Source organism: Streptomyces sp. NPDC015220 (assembly GCF_043079345.1).
Lineage (GTDB): Bacteria > Actinomycetota > Actinomycetes > Streptomycetales > Streptomycetaceae > Streptomyces.
Genome location: NZ_JBIBUK010000013.1, coordinates 42,222 through 61,805, shown reverse-complemented (window position 1 = coordinate 61,805; position 19,584 = coordinate 42,222). Strand labels below are relative to the sequence as shown.

The following is a 19,584-nucleotide window of genomic DNA, read 5'->3' as shown; positions in this document are numbered from 1 at the left end:
GGGGCACCTCTCAGGCCATCGAGTCGTGGATGTCCATGCCGAGCGCGGCCTGGCCGAACATCACCAGGGCCCGCTCGGGGTCGTTGGCGGCGTGGCCGCGACCGGTGTGGGCGTCGCGCCAGGCGCGCTGGACGGGGCCGGGACCGGTGCGCATGGCGTTTCCGCCGGAGTTCTCCATCAGCAGGTCGAGGGCGGCGACCGAGCGCTCGGTGGCGAGCACCTGGTCGCGGCGGGCGCGGGTGCGCAGGGCCATGGGGAGTTCCTCGCCCCGCGCGGCGAGGTCGTACATCTCGGCCATGTTGCGGGACATCTGCAACCAGCCGGCGTCGATGTCACTGGCGGCGCGGGCGATGCGGACCTGCGCGAACGGGTCCTCGGCGACCTTCTGCCCGTAGGAGACGCGGATCCGCTTCCGGGTGGCCTCGATGTAGGACTCGTAGGCGCCCTCGGCGATGCCGACGATCGGGGTGGAGATGGTGGTGGTGAACACGGCGGCGTAGGGCAGCCGGTACAGCGGCTCGGGGTTGAGCTCGTGGCCGGGCACCCGCAGGGCGGTGACCGGGCCGAAGCTGAGCGCGCGGTGCTCGGGGACGAAGACGTCCTCGACGACGATGTCGTTGCTGCCGGTGCCGCGCAGGCCGACGGTGTCCCACACGTCGTCGATGCGGTACTGCGAGCGGGGGACCAGGAAGGTGCGCATGTCGACCGGGGTGCCGTCGGCGTCCGGGACGAGACCGCCCAGCAGCGCCCAGTCGGTGTGGTCGCAGCCGGAGGAGAAGTGCCAGCGGCCGGTCAGCCGGAAGCCTCCGTCGACCGCGCTCACCTCGCCGGTGGGGGCGTAGGAGGAGCAGATGCGCGTCCTGGGGTTCTCGCCCCACACCTCCTGCTGGGCCCGCGGGTCGAACAGGGCGACGTGCCAGGGGTGGATGCCGACCACCGAGGCGACCCAGCCGGTGGAGCCGCACGCCTTGGCGATCTCCTTGACCGCGGCGTAGAACACGGCCGGGTCGGCGGCCCGGCCGCCGAACGGCTTGGGCTGGAGCAGCTGGAAGAAGCCGGTCTGCTCGATCTCCTCGACGGAGGTCTCCGGCACGCGGCGCAGGGTCTCGGCCTCGGCCGCGCGCTCGCGCAGGGTCGGTGCGAGGGCGCGGATCGCTGCCAGTACGTCTTCGGCCATGAACATCCCCTCTCGGGCGGTCGTGGTGGCGGAAGTGCCAGGAACGTACGCTTCGTTGTTCCGGAACGAAATACCTGGCTCCCGCTGAGCGGGAAGGAGGGGCGGCCCGGCGGGCGGGGTCCGCCCGCCGTCACCGCGCGAGGTGCGCGGCGGCGAGGTGCGCGAAGACCATGGCGGAGCCGGTCGGTGTGCCCGGGGGAGATGGCGCCGGCTGCCGTGCGCGCTCGGGCGCGGTGGACTTCGGGTGCGTGGGGTCAGGACGCCGCCGGCTCGCCTGCCGTCAGGCGCAGTTGCGCTTTGAGGATCTTTCCGGCGGCGTTGCGCGGCAGGTGCGGCACGGGGTGGAAACGGCGCGGGACCTTGAAGTTGGCGAGCCGTTCGCGCGCCCAGGCGGTCAGCTCCGCGGGGTCGGGCTGCGCCCCCGGGACGGGGACGTAGAAGGCGACACCGACCTCGCCGAGACGGGGATCGGGGGCGCCGACGACCGCGACGTCGGCGATCTGGGCGTGGCCGCGCAGAACGTTCTCCACCTCCGCCGGATAGGCGTTGAAGCCGCCGACGATGTACACGTCCTTGAGGCGGTCGGTGATGGAGAGGTAGCCGCGTTCGTCGAGCACGCCGATGTCACCGGTGTGCAGCCAGCCGTCCGCGTCGACGGTCCGGGCGGTCGCCTCGGGGTCGTCCAGGTAGCCGCGCATGACGTTGTAGCCGCGCACCACCACCTCGCCGGGCCGGCCGGGCGGCAGGGGCGCGCCCCCGGCGTCCACGACCCGCACCTCGGTACCGGGCAGCGCCGGCCCGGCGGTCGTCGCCACGGTCCGGGCGTCCTCGTCCGGAGGGCACACGCACACCACTCCGGTGGACTCGGTGAGGCCGTAGGCGTTGAAGACGGCCTGGACGTCCAGTTCCGCGCGCATCCGCTCGACCAGTTCGGGGCCGACGCCGCTGCCTCCCACGCCGGCCAGGCGCAGCGCCGTCAGGTCGTGCCCGGCGCGCCGGGGATGGTCGAGCAGGCTGTGGAAGACGGTCGGCGTGCCCATCAGGACGCTGATCCGTTCCTCGGCCACCCGGGGCAGGATCCGCTCCAGGTCGAAGACCTCCTCGGGGACCATGGTGACGCCCTTCAGCAGGCAGGCGACGATGCCGGCCTTGTAGCCGAAGACGTGGAAGAACGGGTTGACGAGCAGATAGCGGTCCCCGGTGCGCAGGGTGACCGCGCGGGACCACTCCCGAAAGACCCGCAGGGTGCGGCCGTGCGTGGTCAGCACGCCCTTGGAGCGTCCGGTGGTGCCCGAGGTGAAGAGGATGTCGCACAGGTCGTCGGGGCGGACGGCGGCGCTGCGGGCGGCCCGTTCGGACTCCGGCACCAGCTCGCCCCCCGCCAGGTAGTCGGCCCACCCGATCGTCCCTTCCGCCGGCTCCCCGCGCAGCACCACCGTGCCGCTCAGCCGTCCGAGGTCCTCGCCCGCGTCACGCAGCATGGCCACGTAGTCGATGCCGAGGAAGCCGCGTTCGGTGAGGAGCAGCCGGGCCCCGCTGCGGCGGATGACGTCGGCGGCCTCGGCGGCCTTGTAACGGGTGTTGAGCGGGACGAGGACGGCGCCGACGGACACCGCGCCGAGCACGGCGGTGATCCACTGGCGGGTGTTGGGCGCCCAGACGGCCACCCGGTCGCCGGGACGGACCCCTTGGGCGAGGGCGGCCCGGGCGCAGGCCGCGATCTCGTCCCGCAGCCGGGCGAAGGTCCAGCGCACCTCACCGTCGACGAGCGCCTCCTGCCGGCCGTAGGCGTCCGCGGCGAAGTCGGCGAGCTGCGCGAGGGTGGCGGGGGCCGGTGTGTGTGTCCCTGTCAGGTCGTTGAACACGCTGGTCATGCCTTTCCGTGGTACGTGACGGGGGTGCCGGGCGGCATGCTTCTTCCGGGAGCGACCGGTGGAGCGGCGCACGTGCGGGCGGGCCGAGGCCGCGCCGGGTTCGTGCACGGGGCGTCGGCCCGTCGGCGGGCGGTGGGGCCGTCGCGCTCGCCGGGGCGGGTGAGAGCAGGTGCCGTCGCGTTCCCCGGGCGCGCTCCCGGGGCCGCGGCCTGGCGCCCCGGGGCCCGTGCGCGCCGGGCGGCGGCGCGTCGGCGAACCGCTTCGTGCACGTCGTCGTCGCACATGCGCGTCCCTCTCGGGTCGTGCGGATGGTCCGGTACGGCCGCGCGTCGTACGGCCGGCCGGTCGTGACGGGCCGGTCCTACGGGCCGGATGCCCGGGCCGGCCGCCTGCCGTCCGGGTCACTCGCCCGGACCACCGGTCAGGCGTCCGGTCGTCCGCCGCGGTCGTCCGGGCCGCCGCGGTCGTCCGGGCCGGCGTCGGTCGTCCGGGCCGGCGTCGGTCGTCCGGTCGGGCATCCGGTCGTCGGGGCTGACGCGAGGGAAGGTACGCGTTACTGTTCCGAAACGAAACAACCTCTTCCCAGCAGGTGGGATCGGCTGGCAATCTCCCCGCAATACCGGAGATCACGGCCGCGGCCCGGGGCTGTCGGCCGTCCGTGTGTGAGGTGAGGTGCCGATGACGACGCAGGCCGCCACGACCGGATTTCCGCCACTGTCCCTGCTGGAGAAGGCGGCGAAGGTGCTGAGCGCCTTCCAGAGCGCCGAGCCCCGGCTCACCCTGACCCAGGTCGTGCAGCGCTCGGGCATCCCCCGGTCCTCCGCGCACCGCATCCTGGACCAACTGGTGCAACTGCGCTGGCTGGAGCGCGAGGGCCACGACTACCGGCTGGGCATGGGAATGCTGGAGCTGGGGGCGCTGGCCTCCCATCACAACCGGCTGCGGCGGGCTGCGCTGCCCCATCTGCACGCGCTGCACGAGTCCACCGGCCATCTGGTGCACCTGACCGTGCTCGACGGCGCGGAGGTGGTCTACCTGGAGCGGATCGGAGGCTCGGACGACGGCGGTGTGCCGTCGCGGGTGGGCGGGCGGCAGCCGGCGCACTGCACGGCGGCGGGCAAGGCGATCCTGGCCTTCGGCGACGCCGCCCTGGTGGAGCAGGTGATCCACGGCGGGTTGCGGGCGCGCACCCCGCGCACCATCACCCGTCCCGAGTCGCTCCGCAGGGAACTGGCGGCGGTGCGCGAGCGCGGCGTCGCCTTCGACCACGAGGAGGGGTTCCGCGGCGTGTCCTGCGTGGCGGCGCCGCTGCGCGGCGCCGGCCGGGCCGTCGCCGCGATCTCGGTGTGCGGCAACGGCGCCCACCGGGAGCTGGAGCGGATCGCCCCCTCCGTCCTCGGCTGCGCCCGGTCGGTGTGGCAGGACATGTTCGGTCCGGGCCGACGCGCGAAGAACCGGGCACGGTCCGAGCGTGCGGCGCCGTCCGTGCCCGCCGTGCCGCCGCACGCGATGGACGGCATGATGTCCTGGCTGCGGTTCAGCGAGTGGATGTGACACCGTCGCCGGTGACGTCGTGGCGGCGGCACCGGGCGCGGTCGCGTCAGCCCCGCGCGAAGCGCGCCCGCAGGGCCGCGAGACCGGCCGCGTAGGTGCCGTCGCCGAAGAGCGACTCCGTCCGCGCCGCGACCGCCTCGGTGCCGCGGTAGACGGCGGACCAGACGACCTCGGCGCCCTCCGGGTGCGGGTGGACCGCGAGGGTGGCCAGGTAGTCCGCCACCGGCAGCGGCACCGGGTCCAGGAGGGTGTAGCGGTACCAGTGGGCACCGGTGTCGCGCTCCAGCAGGCGCTCGCGGGCGACCACCTCGCCGTCGACGGTGAAGACCCGTACCGCGCCGAGGGCTTCCGGATCGCCGCCGTCCTCGGTGGTGGACGGCGGCACGAGCGGATGCCAGTCGGCGAGGCCGCCGAAGGCGCCGACGGCCGCCCACACCTCGGCCGGGGTGGCCGGGAGCACGGTGGAACGGCGCAGCGTGCGGGTGTCCGCGCAGGGCCCCGTGGGCCGGGTGTCCTTCCGGGGTGTGTTCACCGGGTCTCCTTCTCGGGTGCGCTCACCAGGTGACGTCGCCGCGCAGGACGGCGTCGGCGCCGCCGTCGGCGAAGACGACCTGCCCGGTCACATGGGTGTTCTCGGGGGAGGCCAGCCAGGCGACCAGCGGGGCGATCTGCTCGGGGCGGGCGTGGCCGTGCAGCGGCATGGGCACGCTCCGCTCGACGAGCCGGCGCATCTCGGGGTCGTCCAGCAGGGGCCGGGTCAGGGGCGTGAGGACGACGCCGGGTGCGACCGCGTTGAGCGGTATGCCCGCGCCCGCCCACTCGGCGGTGACCGCCGCGCGGCGGACCCAGCGGGAGACGGCGGCCTTGGAGGAGGAGTAGACAAGGTGTCCCTCTCCCCGGTCGACGGCCGCCCGGGACGCGGCCGCCGCCGTCTCCTCGTCGGCGGCGAGCGCCGCCTCCACGATCGCGGGGTCGGCCGGGTGCACGGAGTCGATCGAGCCGATGACCACGGCACGCGGGTCGTTGCCGGCGGCCAGCAGCGGGCGCAGTCCCTCCAGCGTGGCCACGGCACCGAAGTGGTTGACCCTGACGGTGAGCGCACGGAATTGCGCGGTGCCCGCGCAGCTGATGACGGCGTCGAGGCTTCCGCCGGACAACTCGGCGGCGCGCTGCACCAGTTCGGCACGTCCCTCCCGGGTGGAGAGGTCGGCGCGGATGTCGCCGTCCTGGAGGTCGGCGCCGATGACGGTGTGTCCCCGCGCGCGCAGGAGCGCGGCGGTGGCACGGCCGATGCCGGAGGCCGCTCCGGTGACGAGGTGGGTCCGGGGCATGGTCTGCTCCCTCGAAGGCGGGTTCGGGTGGTCGGGTGGCCTGTGGTCGGGGGATGAGCGTCGGACGCGCTCCGCGGCGGATCACGGGTGGCTGATCTCGACATGGTTGGCCTGCGGGCGTGGGCGTCGGACGCGCTCCGCGGCGAATCAGGAGTAGCTGATCTCGACATGCTCGGTCAGCGGCACCGCCTGGCAGGCCAGGACGTAGCCCTCCGCGATGTCCTCGTCGTCCAGGACGTCGTTGCGGACCATCTTCACCTCGCCGGAGACGACCCGGCAGGTACAGGCGCCGCAGCCGCCCTCCCGGCAGGAGTACGGCGCGTCGACGCCCGCGGCCAGCAGGACGTCGAGGAGGGGCGTGGACCGCGGCCACAGGACCGTGCGGGTCTCGCCGTCGAGTTCCACCCGCGCGGTGCTCGCGCCCTCGGCGGGCGCGGCCTCGGCAAGCGCGGCCTCGGGTACGGCCGGCACCTCGAAGACGTCCGCGCCGAGGGAGAAGAACCGCTCCCGGTGGACGCGGTCGCCCGGCGTGCCGAGGGCGCGCAGGCTCTGCTCGACGGCCCGCGTCATCGGCGCGGGGCCGCAGAGGTACGCCTCGCGGTCCGCGTACGGCGCGAGGACGGTACTCAGGCGGTCCGCCCCGGGGAGGCCCTGGAGCGACTCCAGCCAGTGGAACAGCACCAGCCGGTCCGGGTGGTCCTCCGCCAGCCGGCGCAGCTCGTCGCGGAAGATGACGGAGGATTCGTCGCGGTTGGCGTAGAGGAGCGTGAGCCTGCCGCGCCCGATCGCCAGGGCCGACTTGGCGATGGACAGCACCGGGGTGATGCCGCTGCCTCCGGCGACGAGCAGCAGATCGGCGTCGAGGGAGTCGGGGGTGAAGGTGCCGGCCGGCGGCAGCGTCTCCAGGTCGTCCCCCGGCCTCACCACGTCGCACACCCAGTTGGAGCCGTATCCGCCGGCCACGCGCTTGACGGTGACCTTCATGGGTTCGCCGGTGTGCGGCGAGCTGGCGAGGGAGTAGCAGCGGGCCTGTGGTCCCGCGCCGGTCCCGGGCAGCCTCAGGGTCAGGAACTGCCCGGGGCGGTAGGTGAAGCGATCCGCGCTCTCCGGGGGCGCCTGGAGCACGAGGGAGTGCGCGTCGGCCGTCTCGGCGATCACCTCGGTGACCCGCAGGCGGTGCGTGCGCGGCCCGGCCCCCGGGTCCAGCGTCGGTGGTGACGCCCGGTCGGGCTTCGATTCAGACATCGGCGACCTCCAGCGTGCCGTCCTCGACCGCGCGGTCGATGCTGTCGCGCAGCGCCCGGCAGGTCGGGATGCGGGCGGTGGTCCGCCCCTCGGTCACCCGGCCGCGGAACTCCGCGCAGACCACGGCCGCCTCCGAGGTCCACTGCACCGAGGTGTGGGCGATGCTGAACTTCTCGCACAGGACCTGATTGCCGCAGGTCGCGCACTCCACCGGCTGCATGTCAGACCTCGGTCCCCGTCCGTGCGGACCGGCGGGCCAGGTTCTCGGCGACCTCCGCGCGCCAGGCCTTGTTGGCCCGCTCGGTGTCGACCTCGAACTCGAAGCGGCGGACCATCTCGTCCTCGACGTCGTCGACGTCGACGTAGAACTGGTCGTACCAGCGGCGCAACTGGTAGACCGGGCCGTCCTCCTCGGTCAGCAGCGGGTTGTCGATCCGGGTCTTGTTCCGCCAGATCCGCACGTCCTGTTCGAAGCCGACGGTCGCGCCCTCGGCGGTGAGCCGTGCCGCCTCGGCGGCCTGCTCGTCGGTCATCCCGGGCAGCCGCTTGACGATCGCCCCGTACTGGAGCATGAAGCTGTCGGCGGTGATCGGATAGTGGCAGTTGATGAGGACGATCTCCATCTCGGTGCCGCCGCCGACGTCGCTGTAGAGGTGGTCGATCATGTAGGAGGGGCCGTAGTAGGAGGCGTCGGAGCGCAGGCGCCCGGCGCTCAGGGTGCCCAGCTCCGTGTCGCCGCGCGGGCTGCTCTCCATGTACTGGGTGGCGACGTGCCCGTCGAAGACGTTCTTGAAGTACTCGGGGAAGGCGTAGTGGACGTAGTAGAAGTGCGCCATGTCCACGATGTTGTCCACGATCTCACGGCAGTTGGCGCCCTCCACCAGGAGCGTGTTCCAGGTCCACTCGCTCCACCGGTCGGCTTCGGGGCCGTGGACGCCGGCGATCTCGGGGACGGTGACCTCGGGCGGCGGGGGGTTGCCCTGCGGGTCGTGCCAGACGAAGAGCTGTTCGTTGCGTTCCAGGGTGAGCCAGGAGCGGGTCTTGGCGCGCGGCGGGACCCGGCGGGCGTACGGGATGCCGGCGCAGCGGCCGTTGCCGGACCAGCGCCAGTCGTGGAACGGGCAGGCGACCGCGTCGCCCTTGACGCTGCCCTGGGCCAGGTTGCCGCCCATGTGCGGGCAGTAGGCGTTCAGGACGTGCAGGCGTCCGTCGTTCTCGCCCTGGAAGACCACCAGTTCGGTGCCGAAGGCCTCGATCTGGTGCGGTCGTCCGTCCTTGAACGCCTCGGCCAGGCCCAGGCAGTGCCAGCCCCGGGCGAAGCGGGTCGGTGGCGTGCCCGCCTCGATGACCCGGACCCCTTCGTTGAGCGCAGTCATCTCGTCCCTCCGATGTCTTTCTTCCGGACCTGCCTGCGGCCGTGTCGTCGCGTCCCACGGCCCTGTCTGTCGTCCCCGCTGCCGTGTCCGTGGGCCCTGCGGCCGTGTTCCCGGACCCAGCGGCCGTGATCGCGGCCCCCGCGAGGTGTCTGTGGACCCTGTCGGCGGTACGGCTCAGTTCCGTGCGGCGAGTTCCACGGCGATGTCGATGAGCTGGTCCTCCTGGCCGCCGACCAGGCGGCGCTCGCCCGCCCGCAGCAGGATCTCCGCTCCGGAGACGCCGTAGCGCTCGGCCTGGCGGTAGGCGTGCTTGAGGAAGCTGGAGTAGACGCCGGCGTGGCCCATCAGCAGGGCGAGCCGGTCGAGTCGGCATTCCTCGTCCATGACCGGGCGGACCACGTCCTCGGCCGCGTCGATGATCCTCAGGACGTCGATGCCGGTGCGGATGCCCATCTTGGCGCAGACGGCGACCAGCGCCTCGACGGCGGTGTTGCCGGCGCCCGCGCCGAGGCGGCGGGTTGAGCCGTCGATCTGCAGGGCGCCGGCCCTGATGGCGGCGATCGAGTTGCCCGTGCCCAGGGCGAGGTTCTCGTGGCCGTGGAAGCCGACCTGGGCGTCGTCGCCGAGTTCGGCGACCAGGGCCTCGACGCGGTCGGTGACGTCGTCCATGACCATGGCCCCGGCCGAGTCGACCACGTAGACGCACTGGCAGCCCGCGTCGGCCATGACGCGGCCCTGCCTGGCCAGCGCCTCGGGGGTCGTGGAGTGGGCCATCATCAGGAAGCCCACCGTCTCCAGGCCCATCTCACGGGCGAGTCCGAAGTGCTGGACGGCGATGTCGGCCTCGGTGCAGTGGGTGGCGACGCGGCAGACGCTCGCGCCGCCGGCGTGGGCGGCGCGGATGTCGTCCTTCACCCCGAGTCCGGGCAGCATCAGGAAGGCGATCTTCGCCTGCCGGGCGGTGTCCACCGCGACCTTGATGAGTTCCTGCTCGGGGGTCTTGGAGAATCCGTACGTGAACGACGAGCCGCCGAGCCCGTCGCCGTGCGTCACCTCGATCACCGGGACGCCCGCGTCGTCGAGGGCGGTGACGACGGACCGTACGTCGTCGGCGGTGAACTGGTGCCGTTTGGCGTGCGAGCCGTCGCGCAGCGAGGAGTCGGTCACGCGGATGTCGAGCGTGTCGGAGTAGGGCATCTCAGGACTCCCCGTGGGACTGGCCGGCGGTGATCCGCCGGGCGAACTCCTCGCCCACCTCGGTGGCGGCGGCGGTCATGATGTCGAGGTTCCCGGCGTACGGCGGCAGGTAGTCGCCCGCGCCCTCGACCTCCAGGAAGACCGCGACGCGCGCCATGCCGCCGTTCTCCGGGCGCGGGTCGTCGAACTGCGGCTCGCCGCGCAGCCGGTAGCCGGGTACGTACGCGGCGACCTGCTCGGCGATCTCCTTGACGGACTGGGTGATCGCGTCCCGTTCGGCGTCCTCGGGGATCGCGCAGAAGACGGTGTCGCGCATGACGACGGGCGGCTCGGCCGGGTTGAGGATGATGATCGCCTTGCCGCGCTCGGCGCCGCCGATGGTCTCGATGCCGCGGGAGGTGGTGCGGGTGAACTCGTCGATGTTGGCGCGGGTGCCGGGTCCGGCGGAGACGGAGGCGACGGACGCGACGATCTCCGCGTACGCCACGGGGACGACGCGGGAGACCGCGTGGACCATGGGGATGGTGGCCTGCCCGCCGCAAGTGATCATGTTGACGTTGGGTTCGTCGAGGTGCTCGCGCAGGTTGGCGGGCGGGACGACGGCGGGGCCGACGGCGGCCGGGGTCAGGTCCACGGCCCTGATGCCGAGTTCGGCGTAGCGGGGGGCGTTGGCACGGTGGACGTGGGCGGACGTCGCCTCGAAGACGATGTCGGGGAGTTCGTCCTGCGCGAGCAGCCAGTCGACGCCCTCGTGGCTGGCCTCGAGGCCGGCCCGGCGGGCGCGGGCCAGGCCCTCGCTGTCCGGGTCCACGCCGATCATCCAGCGCGGTTCGAGGAGTTCGGAGCGTCGCAGCTTGTACAGCAGGTCGGTGCCGATGTTGCCGGACCCGACGATCGCTGCGGTCGCCTTGGTCCTGGTGGTGGGTGTCATGGGGGTGCATCACCTCAGGTGAACGAGAGGGACACCGGGCCCAGCCCGGTGAAGTCCGCGGTGAAGGCCGCTCCCGCCGTCACGTCGACGGCCCGGGTGCAGGAGCCGGGCAGCACCAGGTGTCCCCTGCGCAGGGACACGCCGAAGCGGGCGACGGTACGGGCGAGCCAGGCGACGGAGCGGGCCGGGTCACCGAGCACGGCGTCGCTGCGGCCCTCGGCCAGCACCTCGCCGCCGCGGGTGAGCCGTGCCTCGATCGCCTTCAGGTCCAGTGCGCGCGGGTCGCGGCCCTCGCCGATGGCGAATCCGGCGGAGGACGCGTTGTCGGCGATGGTGTCGGCGATCGAGATCCGCCAGTCGCCGATCCGGCTGTCGATCAACTCCAGTGCGGGGACGACACGTTCGGTGGCGGCCAGTACGTCCGCCGTGGTGCAGTCCTCGCCCGGCAGGTCGGCGCCGAGGACGAAACCGACCTCGACCTCGATCCGGGGGAAGCAGTAGCGGGCGACGGGCACGGGCCGGTCGGCGCTCAGCTCCATGTCGTCGAGCAGATGGCCGTAGTCCGGTTCGTCCACGCCCATCATCTGCTGCATGACCGGGGACGACAGGCCGACCTTGTGCCCGCGCACCCGGGCCCCGGCATCGAGCCGGCGGCGGATGTTGACGAGCTGGATCCCGTACGCATCCTCGGTGTCGATCCCGGGGAAGGTCTCGGTCAGCGGGGCGACCGGCGTGACGCTGTGCTCGGCGGAGCGCAGGATCCGCGCCGCCTGCTGTCTTGCGGATTCCGTGAGCATGGGGGTCCTCTGCGGGGCGTCGGGCTGTGCCGGGAGGCTAGGCGAGGGCCGTTGCGCACGGGGAGCGGTAATTCCCGCTGACCGGGAAAGACGCGGACAGGGCCGGGGCGGGGAGGCTCGGGGCGGCGGGCGCCGCCCGGTGGCTCAGGGGCCGTCGGCCCGCCTGTCGACGTCGGCCGCGTCGAGGAAGGCGGGGCGTTCCCCTCCGCCGTGGACGTGCAGGCTCGCCCCGCTGATGTAGGCGGCCCGGTCGGAAGCCAGGAAGACGCAGGCGTCGCCGATGTCGGCGGGCGTGGCGAGGCGGCCGAGGGGCACGGTGCGGCCGACGGCGGCGATGCCGTCCTCGTCGCCGTAGTGCAGGTGCGACAGTTCGGTCCGGACCATGCCGGGGACGACCGTGTTCACCCGTATCCGCGGTGCCCATTCCACGGCCATGGAGCGGGCGAGGTGGTCCAGGCCGGCTTTGGCCGCGCCGTACGCCGCGGTGCCCGGCGAGGGCCGGTTCCCGCTGACGCTGCCGATCATCAGGATGGACCCGCCGCCGGCCTGGCCGCGCATCGCCTCGTACGCGGCGAGCGAGGCCGTCAGCGGCGCCAGGAGGTTCAGTTCGACGACCCGGGCATGCCGGGCGGCTCCGCCCTGGCCGAGCATCCGGAAGGGAGTGCCCCCGGCGTTGTTGACGAGGGTGTCCAGGCGGCCGTACTCCTGCCGCACCCGGCCGAAGAACGTGTCGGCGGCCTCGGGATCGCGCAGGTCGACGGGGAGGAAGCGGGCGGTGCGGCCGGCCGCCTCCACGGGCCGGTCCGGGGGGCGGCGCGCGCAGGTCACGACGTCCGCGCCGGCCGCCAGGAACGCCTGGGCGATGCCGGCGCCGACGCCCCGGGTTCCGCCGGTGACAACCGCCACGCATCCGGTGAGATCGATGATCGCCGTCAAGGGACACCTCCCGCAGCGCGCACTCCGCTGCTACCTTCTCGCCTAACAAATGTTTGGTGGGAAGGTAGCCGATGTTCATGGGTGTCTCCACCTCCGTCGAACTCCTCGACCGGATCACGGCGCGGACCCGGGCTTCGTCCTCGGCCGGCTGAGATCCGGCCTCCCTCCCCACTCGACCCAGGGAACTTCCGCTCTCCCCAGGGAGTCGATCCGATGCGTGCAGCCCGTCTCCGCCGGTCCGTCGCGGTCCTGATCTCCGCCGTGGCCTTCAGTTTCCCGCCCGCCCCCGCCGTGGCCCACACCGCGCCCCGCCCCCACGCCACGGCCTCGTACGGCACCACCGCCCCGGTACGCCACATCGCCCTCCAGGGCGCGGTCAACGTCCGCGACCTCGGCGGCTACCGCACCGAGCGGGACCGCCACGTCCGCTACGGCCAGGTCTTCCGCTCCGACGGACTCGGCAGGCTGACCGACTCGGACGTGGTGCGGCTGTCCCGGCTGGGGCTGCGCACCGTCGTGGACTTCCGGGTCCCGCAGGAGGTCCGGGGCGACGGCGCCGACCGCCTGCCGACGGGCCCGGCCGTGACCTCCCGGCCCGTACAGGACCGCGGTCTGTACGCCACGACGATGGAGGTGATCGGCTCGCGTGACCCGGTGAAGCAGCGGGACGTGCTCGGCGACGGCAAGGCGGCAAAGCTGATGCGGTCGATCTACCGCGCCTTCGTCACCGACCCGGGCGACCGCCGCGCGTTCGCCGAGACGCTCAGGGACATCGCGCACCACCGCCGGACCCCGCTGCTGTACCACTGCACCTCCGGCAAGGACCGCACCGGCTGGCTGAGTTACGTCCTGCTGCGGGCCGTCGGCGTCCCCGCCGCCACCGCCGAGAGGGACTACCTGCTCTCCAACGACTTCCGCGCGGCGGCCGACCTCCGCGTCCGGGAGGGACTGAAGCAGTCCGGTCTCATGCAGGACCCGGACCTGCTGGTCCCGCTGCAGGAGGTCCGCCCGGACTATCTCGGCGCGGCCCTCGACCAGGCCGAGCGGGACTACGGCGGCCTGCACGGCTACCTCACCCGAGGCCTCGGCCTGGGCGCCGCTGAACTGGCCGGGCTCCGTGCCCGGCTGGTCAGGTGACGGCTGATCCCGCGGCCGGCCACGAGTTCGCCGGGGCGGCCCGCCATGGCGGCGCGAACGGCGCGCCGCCGCTCGGCGGCGAGAGCGCGACAAGAGAGCGCGACCTGGGCGGCACCCTCCCCGGCGGCGACCACGCGAACGTCCTGGACCGGTCACCGCCCTGGCCCGGCGCACCCCTGCCACCGGCCCCGCCGTACCACCGCGGGACCTACGGCTGCCCGCGGTGGAGTTCCTCGATGTCGGCCAGCATCGCGTCGGCCAGGTCCCGTTCGGCGGCGTAGTGGCGCTCGGCCCACTTCAGGGTGAGCTCGGGGTAGGCCCACGCCTCTTCGCCACGGGCCCCCTCGACGTCGGCCGCGGCGCGCCGTCGCATGGACTCCGCGTAGGCCCGGTGCCGGCCGAGCACCTCGCGCATCTGCTCGGGCTCCAACAGGTGCCCCAGCCACATCCGGAGCATGACGCCGTGCTTCAGGACCGGCGGCTCCACCGGCGCCTCGCGGGCCCAGGTGCGGACCGCCTCCAGCCCCGCGTCGGTGATCCGGTAGACACGCTTGTCGCGGTTGCCGGTCTCCTGGGCGACCATCCGGGAGGTGGCGTAGCCGGCCTTCTCCAGCCGTTTGAGCTCGCCGTAGATCTGGCTGAACGACGGGCTCCAGTAGAAGAAACGCAGCGACCAGTCCGCCCACTTCTTCAGGTCGTAACCGGACAGCTCCTCACCGAAGGAGAGCAGCCCCAGAACCGCCCAGCTCGTCGCCGGCAGAGCCGGCCGCTCGTCACCGCTGTCCGCGCCACTCGTCCCGTACTCAGCCACACCCGCAGTCTACGAGGAGCTGTTCGGGCGATCACGTGCGGAGCGAGGTACGGAAGTCGGCCGGCACCGGCGACCGGTCTCGCACACCGACCCCGCCCGCCGCTCCGCCTTCACGCCCGCCCGGGACCGCCGGGGTCGCGAACTCGCGTCGCGTTCCCCCGGCGGCCGCCCACACCTGACCGCACCGGCGCGCGATCCCCCGATCGCTCGCCGGTGCGGACGGATAGGCCAAGCCGACGTGGAGACACGTCGGCACGACGGTCCGGCATCCCTGCCGAGGGCTCCTTCGCTCGCCGCCCCGGGGCGGTCCGCAGCCCTGGCCGGTCAGGCGCCGCGCTGCACCGGACCGACGAGGATGCCGCGGGCCACCTCGAGCCCTCGTCGGGCGAACTTCCCCTACGGCAGCGGGTGTTCGTCCGGGAGCTCTCGACCCTCTCCACGGTAAGCTGCGAGCCGCGGTCACCCGGGGCGCCGCCGGCCCGGCCGCCGCCCTCGCCACGGTGTTCGAGCTGGTCGAGGACCTCCAGGCAGGCCGGCGGGCGATCACCGGTGTTCAGCTGGTTCTGCGGGTTTTGGCGAGCGCCGGGTTCGAGAACGGCATCCTGGTCGAGCGAGGGGAGCAGGCCGCATGCATCACCACGAGGCCACGGGCGACGAGCCGGCCGAGCACCTTCGCTTCGCCGCCCATCTGAGCCGGCTCGCACAGGTCACCGCCGCCGAGGAAACCTCCGTGATCAGCGCCGTCCTCTCCGATCCGGACCAGGTGATGGCCCGGTCCGCCGTCCTGCGGCACCTGGACCTCCGGGCCGACCGCCTCCACCTCGACCCCACCTATCAGCCGTGGCAGGAGTCGATGGCCCACACGATCGCGCGCCACCCCTTCCTGGCCCGTCGTCTGCGGGAATGGACCCTCTTCCGCGCCATCGTGCTCAAGCAGTCCTGGAGCCCCGATGCTCTGCTCGCCTCGTCCGACTGGCTCCAGCGCAAGGTGGCCGCTGCATCGAATGCCCACGCCGTCGAGGTTCTGGCCGAGCGCGGTCGCACCAAGCGCGTTCGCGACATCGCCAGGACCACCGGCAAGCACCTGTGAACGCGTTGGACCGCGCATCAGCCGGTCCGTGACCCTTGGCACGCCTTGACGGATGCGCATCTTCGACGGCGGGAGCCGAGGGGCGGCCCCCGCCCCGGGTCGCGGCGGAGTGCGGGGCCGCCACAGCCGCCGTGACGTCCTGTCAGCGCCAGGCACGTCGAGGCCAGTACTCCAGCGATGTTTCGCTATCTGGCCTGGTCAGAGGCATGGTCGGAGTGTAGTCGGCTGGCTGGGTGTCAGGGGCGGTCTTGCCGGAATGCCCCTCCACCGTGTGCAACCGCCGCTGGTACTGATGACACCGGCGGGCGACGACCTGGCGTCTGCGGCTGCTGTCGGCGGTACCGACCGCACGGACCAGTGGACACCCGGAGGCAGACCGGGCCCCAGGCCGTGGTGGTCTCGCCATGTCCCGGCTCGGGCCATGGCGGAAGTGGGCTTTTGTGCTCATGTGCCGCCCCGCCCCGCCGGATGCTCTCCTGCGCCTCAGCCGATGAACCGAACGTCCGGTTCGCCGACTACTCATAGTGATGACCCTCCGAAGAGTGAGACGCGCAGCCAGGTCAGGACGGGCCACATCCGACCACGAGCGTGACAACGTTGTCCACATCTCTCGCACACCGGCTCCCGAAGCGCCTCCCGATCTCGTCCCGTTTAGTCAAAGTTTAGTAAACTCGCAGTTCAACGCGCCTAAGGTTGGCGAAAAGGATCTAGACCGGTCTATGGACATGGCCGCGAAGTTACGTCTACGTTGAGCGCTCGTCAGGGCCGGGCCCCGGGAGCCGATGGGGGCGATCCCCCGGCCCGGCATCGAAGTTCACGCAATGAGAGGTGACGGGGATGCGTAGGAGTTGGGTGGTTCTCGCGGCTGCGATCATGGTGGCGGCCACAGCCTGTAGCGGACAGGGAAGCGGCGACCGTGGTGAGATCGCCGCTCCCCCGAGCGACCCGGCGAAGGTGTCGGGCGAGATCACGGTCCTGACCAACAGGACCGACCAGATAGCCGACGGCACGCTGAAGAAGTACGCCGCCGAGTTCCGCAAGGTGTACCCGGGTGTGAAGGTCAAGTTCGAGGGACTGACCGACTACGAGGGCGAAACCAAGATCCGGATGAACACCGACAACTACGGTGACGTCCTGCTGATCCCGAACTCCCTCTCCATCAAGCAGTACCCCACCTTCTTCGCCCCCCTGGGCAAGAGCGCCGACCTGTCGGCGAAGTTCGACTACACCGACCACGCGACGGTGGACGGCCAGGTCTACGGTCTGGCCAACATCGGTGTGGCCAACGGGTTCGTCTACAACAAGGCGGTCTGGGCGAAGGCCGGCATCACCAAGTGGCCGGCCACGCCGCAGGAGTTCATCACGGACCTCGAGTCGATCAAGGCGAAGACCGGCGCCACGCCGTACTACACGAACTACAAGGACGGCTGGCCGCTCACCAACTGGACGAACGCCATCGGCTCCCCCACGTGCGACCCCGACTCCTACGACTCCCTGGCGACGACCAAGAAGCCCTGGAGCAAGGGGTCGGACCTGTACGCGATCGACAAGCTCCTCTACACCATCGTCGACGAGAAGCTGTCCGAACCCGACCCCACCACGACCAACTGGGAAGACTCGAAGGCGCGGATCGGGACGGGGAAGGTCGCCTCGATGTGGCTCGGCTCCTGGGCGATCTCCCAGATGCGGGCCGCGGCGAAGGCGGCTGGCAAGAGCCCCGACGACATCGGGTTCATGCCCTTCCCCGCGCAGAAGGGCGGGAAGTCCTGCTCCGTTCTGCGGCCCGACTACCAGTACGCGGTGAACGTCCACTCCGCCAAGAAGGCCGCCGCCCGGGCGTGGATCGACTGGTACATCACCAAGTCGGGCCAGGCCGCCGCCGAGGGATCCATCTCCTCCGTGAAGGGCGCCCCGCTGCCAGGGACGCTCAAGGCGTTCTCTGACAACGATGTCACGCTGATCCAGCAGCACCAGAAGAACCTCGCCCAGGTCAACACGATCGACAAGGCGTCCGAAATCGGCATCACCGCGCAGGACTACCGGCAGAAGCTGGTGGACGTCGCCCGCGGCGCGGCCGGCGGGGACATGAACAGCTACTTCGACGAGCTGAACGGAAAGTGGTCCGAGGCCCAGCAGAACCTCGGCGGCTGACCGCGTCCCGGCACGGCGAGACCACGTCCTGGGGAGCCGTCCCGGCAGCACCGGGATCCCGCGCTAACCGCCGCTCGCCGTGCCGCCACTCAGCACGCCCGACCGTGAACTCCTCACGAGGAACCATGAGATGACCGCTGTCCAGAAGACCCGTCCCGGCGCGCACGCCGCCGGCCGGCCCAGTGCTCCGCCTCCCGAGACCGCCGCCGACCGGCCACGCGGCCGCGGCCGCCACCGTGTCGCCGCCCTGACCCCCTGGCTCTTCCTGGCCGCACCCCTGACGCTGCTGGTGATGTTCACCTACCTTCCGGTGGCCGACATGGTGGGCTACAGCTTCACCGACTGGGACGGCGTCAGCCCCACCAGCTCCACCGTGGGTCTGGAGAACTACACCGACCTGCTCACCCGGCCGGCCCGGTTCGAGGTGTTCCTCGTCAGCGGCTTCTACCTGGCCGCCTCGGTCGTGCAGATCGCGGTCGCCCTGTACTTCGCGACGGTCCTCAGCTTCGACACGCGGTTCCGCAACCTGTTCAAGGGCCTGCTGTTCTTCCCCTACCTGATCAACGGTGTGGCCGTCGGGTTCGTGTTCCTGTACTTCTTCCAGCCCGACGGAACCCTCGACACGCTGCTGGGCCTGATCGGCGTGGACGGCAGACACTTGTGGCTGGGCGACCCGGACCTGGCCAACCCCTCGCTGGCCGGGGTGTCGGTGTGGCGCTTCACGGGGCTGAACATGGTGCTCTTCCTGGGCGCCATCCAGTCGATCCCGCCGCATCTCTACGAGGCGGCACAGCTGGACGGCGCGAATCGCTGGCAGCAGTTCCGGCACATCATCGCGCCCAGCATCAAACCCGTGATCAGCCTGAGCTTCATCCTCGCCGTGTCCGGTTCGCTGGCCGTCTTCGAGATCCCGTACATCATGACCGGCGGCGCCAACGGCACGGAGACGTTCGTCATCCAGACGGTCAAGCTCGCCTTCCAGTTCGACAAGGTCGGTCTGGCCTCGGCCTCGGCCGTCGTCCTGCTCGTCCTGCTCCTGCTGATCACCTGGGTCCAGCGCCGGCTGATCCCCGAGGAGAGGGTGGAACTCTCGTGACCGCCGACATCACGACCCCGGCCCGGCGTCCGGCCGGCACCGAGCGCGGCGCGCTGTCCCGGACCGCCGTCGCCCTGAAGTACCTGACCCTGCTGGCGGCATCGGCCGTCGTCGTCGTTCCGCTCGTCGTCGTCCTGCTGACGTCGCTGAAGACCCAGTCGGAGGTGGCGAACAGCGGTCCACTGTCGCTCCCCGGCAACTGGTTCAACTTCGCCAACTACACCACCGCCTTCCGACAGGGCGCGATGCTGCGGGCCTTCGGCAACACGGCCCTGATCCTGGTGGTCTCCACCGCCGGGACCGTGCTCATCGGCTCGATGACCGCCTACGCCCTCGACCGCTTCCGGTTCCGCCTGAAGAAACTGGTGATGGGGCTCTTCCTGCTGGCCGCACTGGTTCCCAGCGTCACCACCCAGGTCGCCACCTTCCAGGTCATCGACGATCTGGGCGCCTTCAACACCCGCTGGGCGCCGATCCTCCTCTACACCGGCACCGACATCGTCTCGATCTATGTCTTCCTGCAGTTCATCCGGTCCATCCCCACCTCCCTGGACGAGGCCGCCCGCATCGACGGCGCCAACTCCTGGACGATCTACTGGAAGATCATCCTTCCGATGCTGCGGCCGGCCGTCGCCACCGTCGTCATCGTCAAGGGCATTGCCGTCTACAACGACTTCTACGTGCCCTTCCTCTACATGCCCGATCCCGAACTGGGCACCATCTCCACCGCCCTGTTCCGGTTCAAGGGCCCCTTCGGCGCCCACTGGGAGACCATCTCCGCCGGCACCGTCCTGGTGATCGTGCCCACCCTGATCGTCTTCCTGGCGCTGCAACGCTTCATCTACAGCGGATTCGCGGCCGGGTCCACCAAGTAGCCCGCG

General features: G+C 71.8%; 18 protein-coding genes. 6 read left to right on the top strand and 12 right to left on the bottom strand.

Annotated elements, in window-relative coordinates:
- Positions 1-10 precede the first annotated feature (10 nt).
- Both hsaA and ACF061_RS24135 read right to left on the bottom strand, forming a co-directional pair.
- Complete coding sequence (gene hsaA / locus ACF061_RS24140; RefSeq protein WP_392269034.1) at positions 11-1,177, bottom strand: 3-hydroxy-9,10-secoandrosta-1,3,5(10)-triene-9,17-dione monooxygenase oxygenase subunit; 1,167 nt, start codon at positions 1,175-1,177, stop codon at positions 11-13.
- 254 nt (positions 1,178-1,431) lie between these two features.
- Positions 1,432-3,051 (bottom strand): FadD3 family acyl-CoA ligase, encoded by a 1,620-nt coding sequence (locus ACF061_RS24135; RefSeq protein ID WP_392269033.1) that lies wholly within the window; start codon positions 3,049-3,051, stop codon positions 1,432-1,434.
- Between the two features lie 678 nt (positions 3,052-3,729).
- On the opposite strand from ACF061_RS24135, the gene ACF061_RS24130 reads away from it, so the two are divergent.
- Complete coding sequence (locus tag ACF061_RS24130) at positions 3,730-4,605, top strand: IclR family transcriptional regulator (RefSeq protein WP_392269032.1); 876 nt, start codon at positions 3,730-3,732, stop codon at positions 4,603-4,605.
- A 46-nt stretch (positions 4,606-4,651) separates the two neighbouring features.
- On the opposite strand, the gene ACF061_RS24125 is transcribed toward ACF061_RS24130, so the two are convergent.
- The 9 genes from ACF061_RS24125 to ACF061_RS24085 all read right to left on the bottom strand — a co-directional run bounded on the left by ACF061_RS24125 (position 4,652) and on the right by ACF061_RS24085 (position 12,418).
- On the bottom strand, positions 4,652-5,137 hold the full coding sequence (locus tag ACF061_RS24125; protein ID WP_392269031.1) for an SRPBCC family protein: 486 nt from the start codon (positions 5,135-5,137) through the stop codon (positions 4,652-4,654).
- Positions 5,138-5,159: 22 nt separating this feature from the next.
- A complete protein-coding gene (locus tag ACF061_RS24120; protein WP_392269030.1) occupies positions 5,160-5,936 on the bottom strand; it encodes an SDR family oxidoreductase in 777 nt (258 codons plus the stop codon).
- Between the two features lie 147 nt (positions 5,937-6,083).
- Entirely contained in the window at positions 6,084-7,181 is a 1,098-nt protein-coding gene (locus ACF061_RS24115) for a 2Fe-2S iron-sulfur cluster-binding protein (protein ID WP_392269029.1), read from the bottom strand.
- Positions 7,174-7,401, bottom strand: coding sequence for a hypothetical protein (locus ACF061_RS24110; protein ID WP_392269028.1), 228 nt, complete (start codon positions 7,399-7,401; stop codon positions 7,174-7,176). The genes ACF061_RS24115 and ACF061_RS24110 overlap by 8 nt, the downstream gene beginning before the upstream one ends.
- A gap of 1 nt (position 7,402) precedes the next feature.
- A complete protein-coding gene (locus tag ACF061_RS24105; RefSeq protein WP_392269027.1) occupies positions 7,403-8,557 on the bottom strand; it encodes a Rieske 2Fe-2S domain-containing protein in 1,155 nt (384 codons plus the stop codon).
- Between the two features lie 174 nt (positions 8,558-8,731).
- Positions 8,732-9,754 carry a 4-hydroxy-2-oxovalerate aldolase gene (gene dmpG, locus ACF061_RS24100; protein ID WP_392269026.1) on the bottom strand — a complete coding sequence of 341 codons (1,023 nt, stop codon included), beginning with the start codon at positions 9,752-9,754 and terminating at the stop codon, positions 8,732-8,734.
- 1 nt (position 9,755) lies between these two features.
- On the bottom strand, positions 9,756-10,685 hold the full coding sequence (locus ACF061_RS24095; RefSeq protein WP_392269025.1) for an acetaldehyde dehydrogenase (acetylating): 930 nt from the start codon (positions 10,683-10,685) through the stop codon (positions 9,756-9,758).
- A 14-nt stretch (positions 10,686-10,699) separates the two neighbouring features.
- Positions 10,700-11,482 (bottom strand): 2-keto-4-pentenoate hydratase, encoded by a 783-nt coding sequence (locus ACF061_RS24090; RefSeq protein ID WP_392269024.1) that lies wholly within the window; start codon positions 11,480-11,482, stop codon positions 10,700-10,702.
- A 144-nt stretch (positions 11,483-11,626) separates the two neighbouring features.
- The gene (locus ACF061_RS24085) at positions 11,627-12,418 is read right to left on the bottom strand and encodes an SDR family oxidoreductase (RefSeq protein ID WP_392269023.1); all 792 of its coding nucleotides are present in this window, start codon (positions 12,416-12,418) and stop codon (positions 11,627-11,629) included.
- 213 nt (positions 12,419-12,631) lie between these two features.
- Between ACF061_RS24085 and ACF061_RS24080 the strand changes: the two genes are divergently transcribed.
- Positions 12,632-13,555 carry a tyrosine-protein phosphatase gene (locus tag ACF061_RS24080; RefSeq protein WP_392269022.1) on the top strand — a complete coding sequence of 308 codons (924 nt, stop codon included), beginning with the start codon at positions 12,632-12,634 and terminating at the stop codon, positions 13,553-13,555.
- A gap of 208 nt (positions 13,556-13,763) precedes the next feature.
- Here ACF061_RS24080 and ACF061_RS24075 read toward each other — a convergent pair whose 3' ends face one another.
- Positions 13,764-14,366, bottom strand: coding sequence for a helix-turn-helix transcriptional regulator (locus ACF061_RS24075; RefSeq protein WP_392269021.1), 603 nt, complete (start codon positions 14,364-14,366; stop codon positions 13,764-13,766).
- A 628-nt stretch (positions 14,367-14,994) separates the two neighbouring features.
- Here ACF061_RS24075 and ACF061_RS24070 point away from each other — a divergent pair.
- From ACF061_RS24070 to ACF061_RS24055, 4 genes are all read left to right on the top strand, one after another.
- Positions 14,995-15,456 (top strand): hypothetical protein, encoded by a 462-nt coding sequence (locus tag ACF061_RS24070; RefSeq protein ID WP_392269020.1) that lies wholly within the window; start codon positions 14,995-14,997, stop codon positions 15,454-15,456.
- 837 nt (positions 15,457-16,293) lie between these two features.
- Entirely contained in the window at positions 16,294-17,607 is a 1,314-nt protein-coding gene (locus tag ACF061_RS24065) for an ABC transporter substrate-binding protein (protein WP_392269019.1), read from the top strand.
- A gap of 130 nt (positions 17,608-17,737) precedes the next feature.
- On the top strand, positions 17,738-18,703 hold the full coding sequence (locus ACF061_RS24060; RefSeq protein WP_392269018.1) for a carbohydrate ABC transporter permease: 966 nt from the start codon (positions 17,738-17,740) through the stop codon (positions 18,701-18,703).
- On the top strand, positions 18,700-19,578 hold the full coding sequence (locus ACF061_RS24055) for a carbohydrate ABC transporter permease (RefSeq protein WP_392269017.1): 879 nt from the start codon (positions 18,700-18,702) through the stop codon (positions 19,576-19,578). The genes ACF061_RS24060 and ACF061_RS24055 overlap by 4 nt, the downstream gene beginning before the upstream one ends.
- Positions 19,579-19,584 lie beyond the last annotated feature (6 nt).

Excerpts from the sequence above, each read along its gene's own strand:
- hsaA (WP_392269034.1), bottom strand. The coding sequence starts at position 1,177 with ATGGCCGAAGACGTACTGGCAGCGATCCGCGCCCTCGCACCGACCCTG.
- ACF061_RS24135 (WP_392269033.1), bottom strand. The coding sequence starts at position 3,051 with ATGACCAGCGTGTTCAACGACCTGACAGGGACACACACACCGGCCCCC.
- ACF061_RS24130 (WP_392269032.1), top strand. The coding sequence starts at position 3,730 with ATGACGACGCAGGCCGCCACGACCGGATTTCCGCCACTGTCCCTGCTG.
- ACF061_RS24120 (WP_392269030.1), bottom strand. The coding sequence starts at position 5,936 with ATGCCCCGGACCCACCTCGTCACCGGAGCGGCCTCCGGCATCGGCCGT.
- ACF061_RS24115 (WP_392269029.1), bottom strand. The coding sequence starts at position 7,181 with ATGTCTGAATCGAAGCCCGACCGGGCGTCACCACCGACGCTGGACCCG.
- ACF061_RS24110 (WP_392269028.1), bottom strand. The coding sequence starts at position 7,401 with ATGCAGCCGGTGGAGTGCGCGACCTGCGGCAATCAGGTCCTGTGCGAG.
- ACF061_RS24105 (WP_392269027.1), bottom strand. The coding sequence starts at position 8,557 with ATGACTGCGCTCAACGAAGGGGTCCGGGTCATCGAGGCGGGCACGCCA.
- dmpG (WP_392269026.1), bottom strand. The coding sequence starts at position 9,754 with ATGCCCTACTCCGACACGCTCGACATCCGCGTGACCGACTCCTCGCTG.
- ACF061_RS24095 (WP_392269025.1), bottom strand. The coding sequence starts at position 10,685 with ATGACACCCACCACCAGGACCAAGGCGACCGCAGCGATCGTCGGGTCC.
- ACF061_RS24090 (WP_392269024.1), bottom strand. The coding sequence starts at position 11,482 with ATGCTCACGGAATCCGCAAGACAGCAGGCGGCGCGGATCCTGCGCTCC.
- ACF061_RS24080 (WP_392269022.1), top strand. The coding sequence starts at position 12,632 with ATGCGTGCAGCCCGTCTCCGCCGGTCCGTCGCGGTCCTGATCTCCGCC.
- ACF061_RS24070 (WP_392269020.1), top strand. The coding sequence starts at position 14,995 with ATGCATCACCACGAGGCCACGGGCGACGAGCCGGCCGAGCACCTTCGC.
- ACF061_RS24065 (WP_392269019.1), top strand. The coding sequence starts at position 16,294 with ATGCGTAGGAGTTGGGTGGTTCTCGCGGCTGCGATCATGGTGGCGGCC.
- ACF061_RS24060 (WP_392269018.1), top strand. The coding sequence starts at position 17,738 with ATGACCGCTGTCCAGAAGACCCGTCCCGGCGCGCACGCCGCCGGCCGG.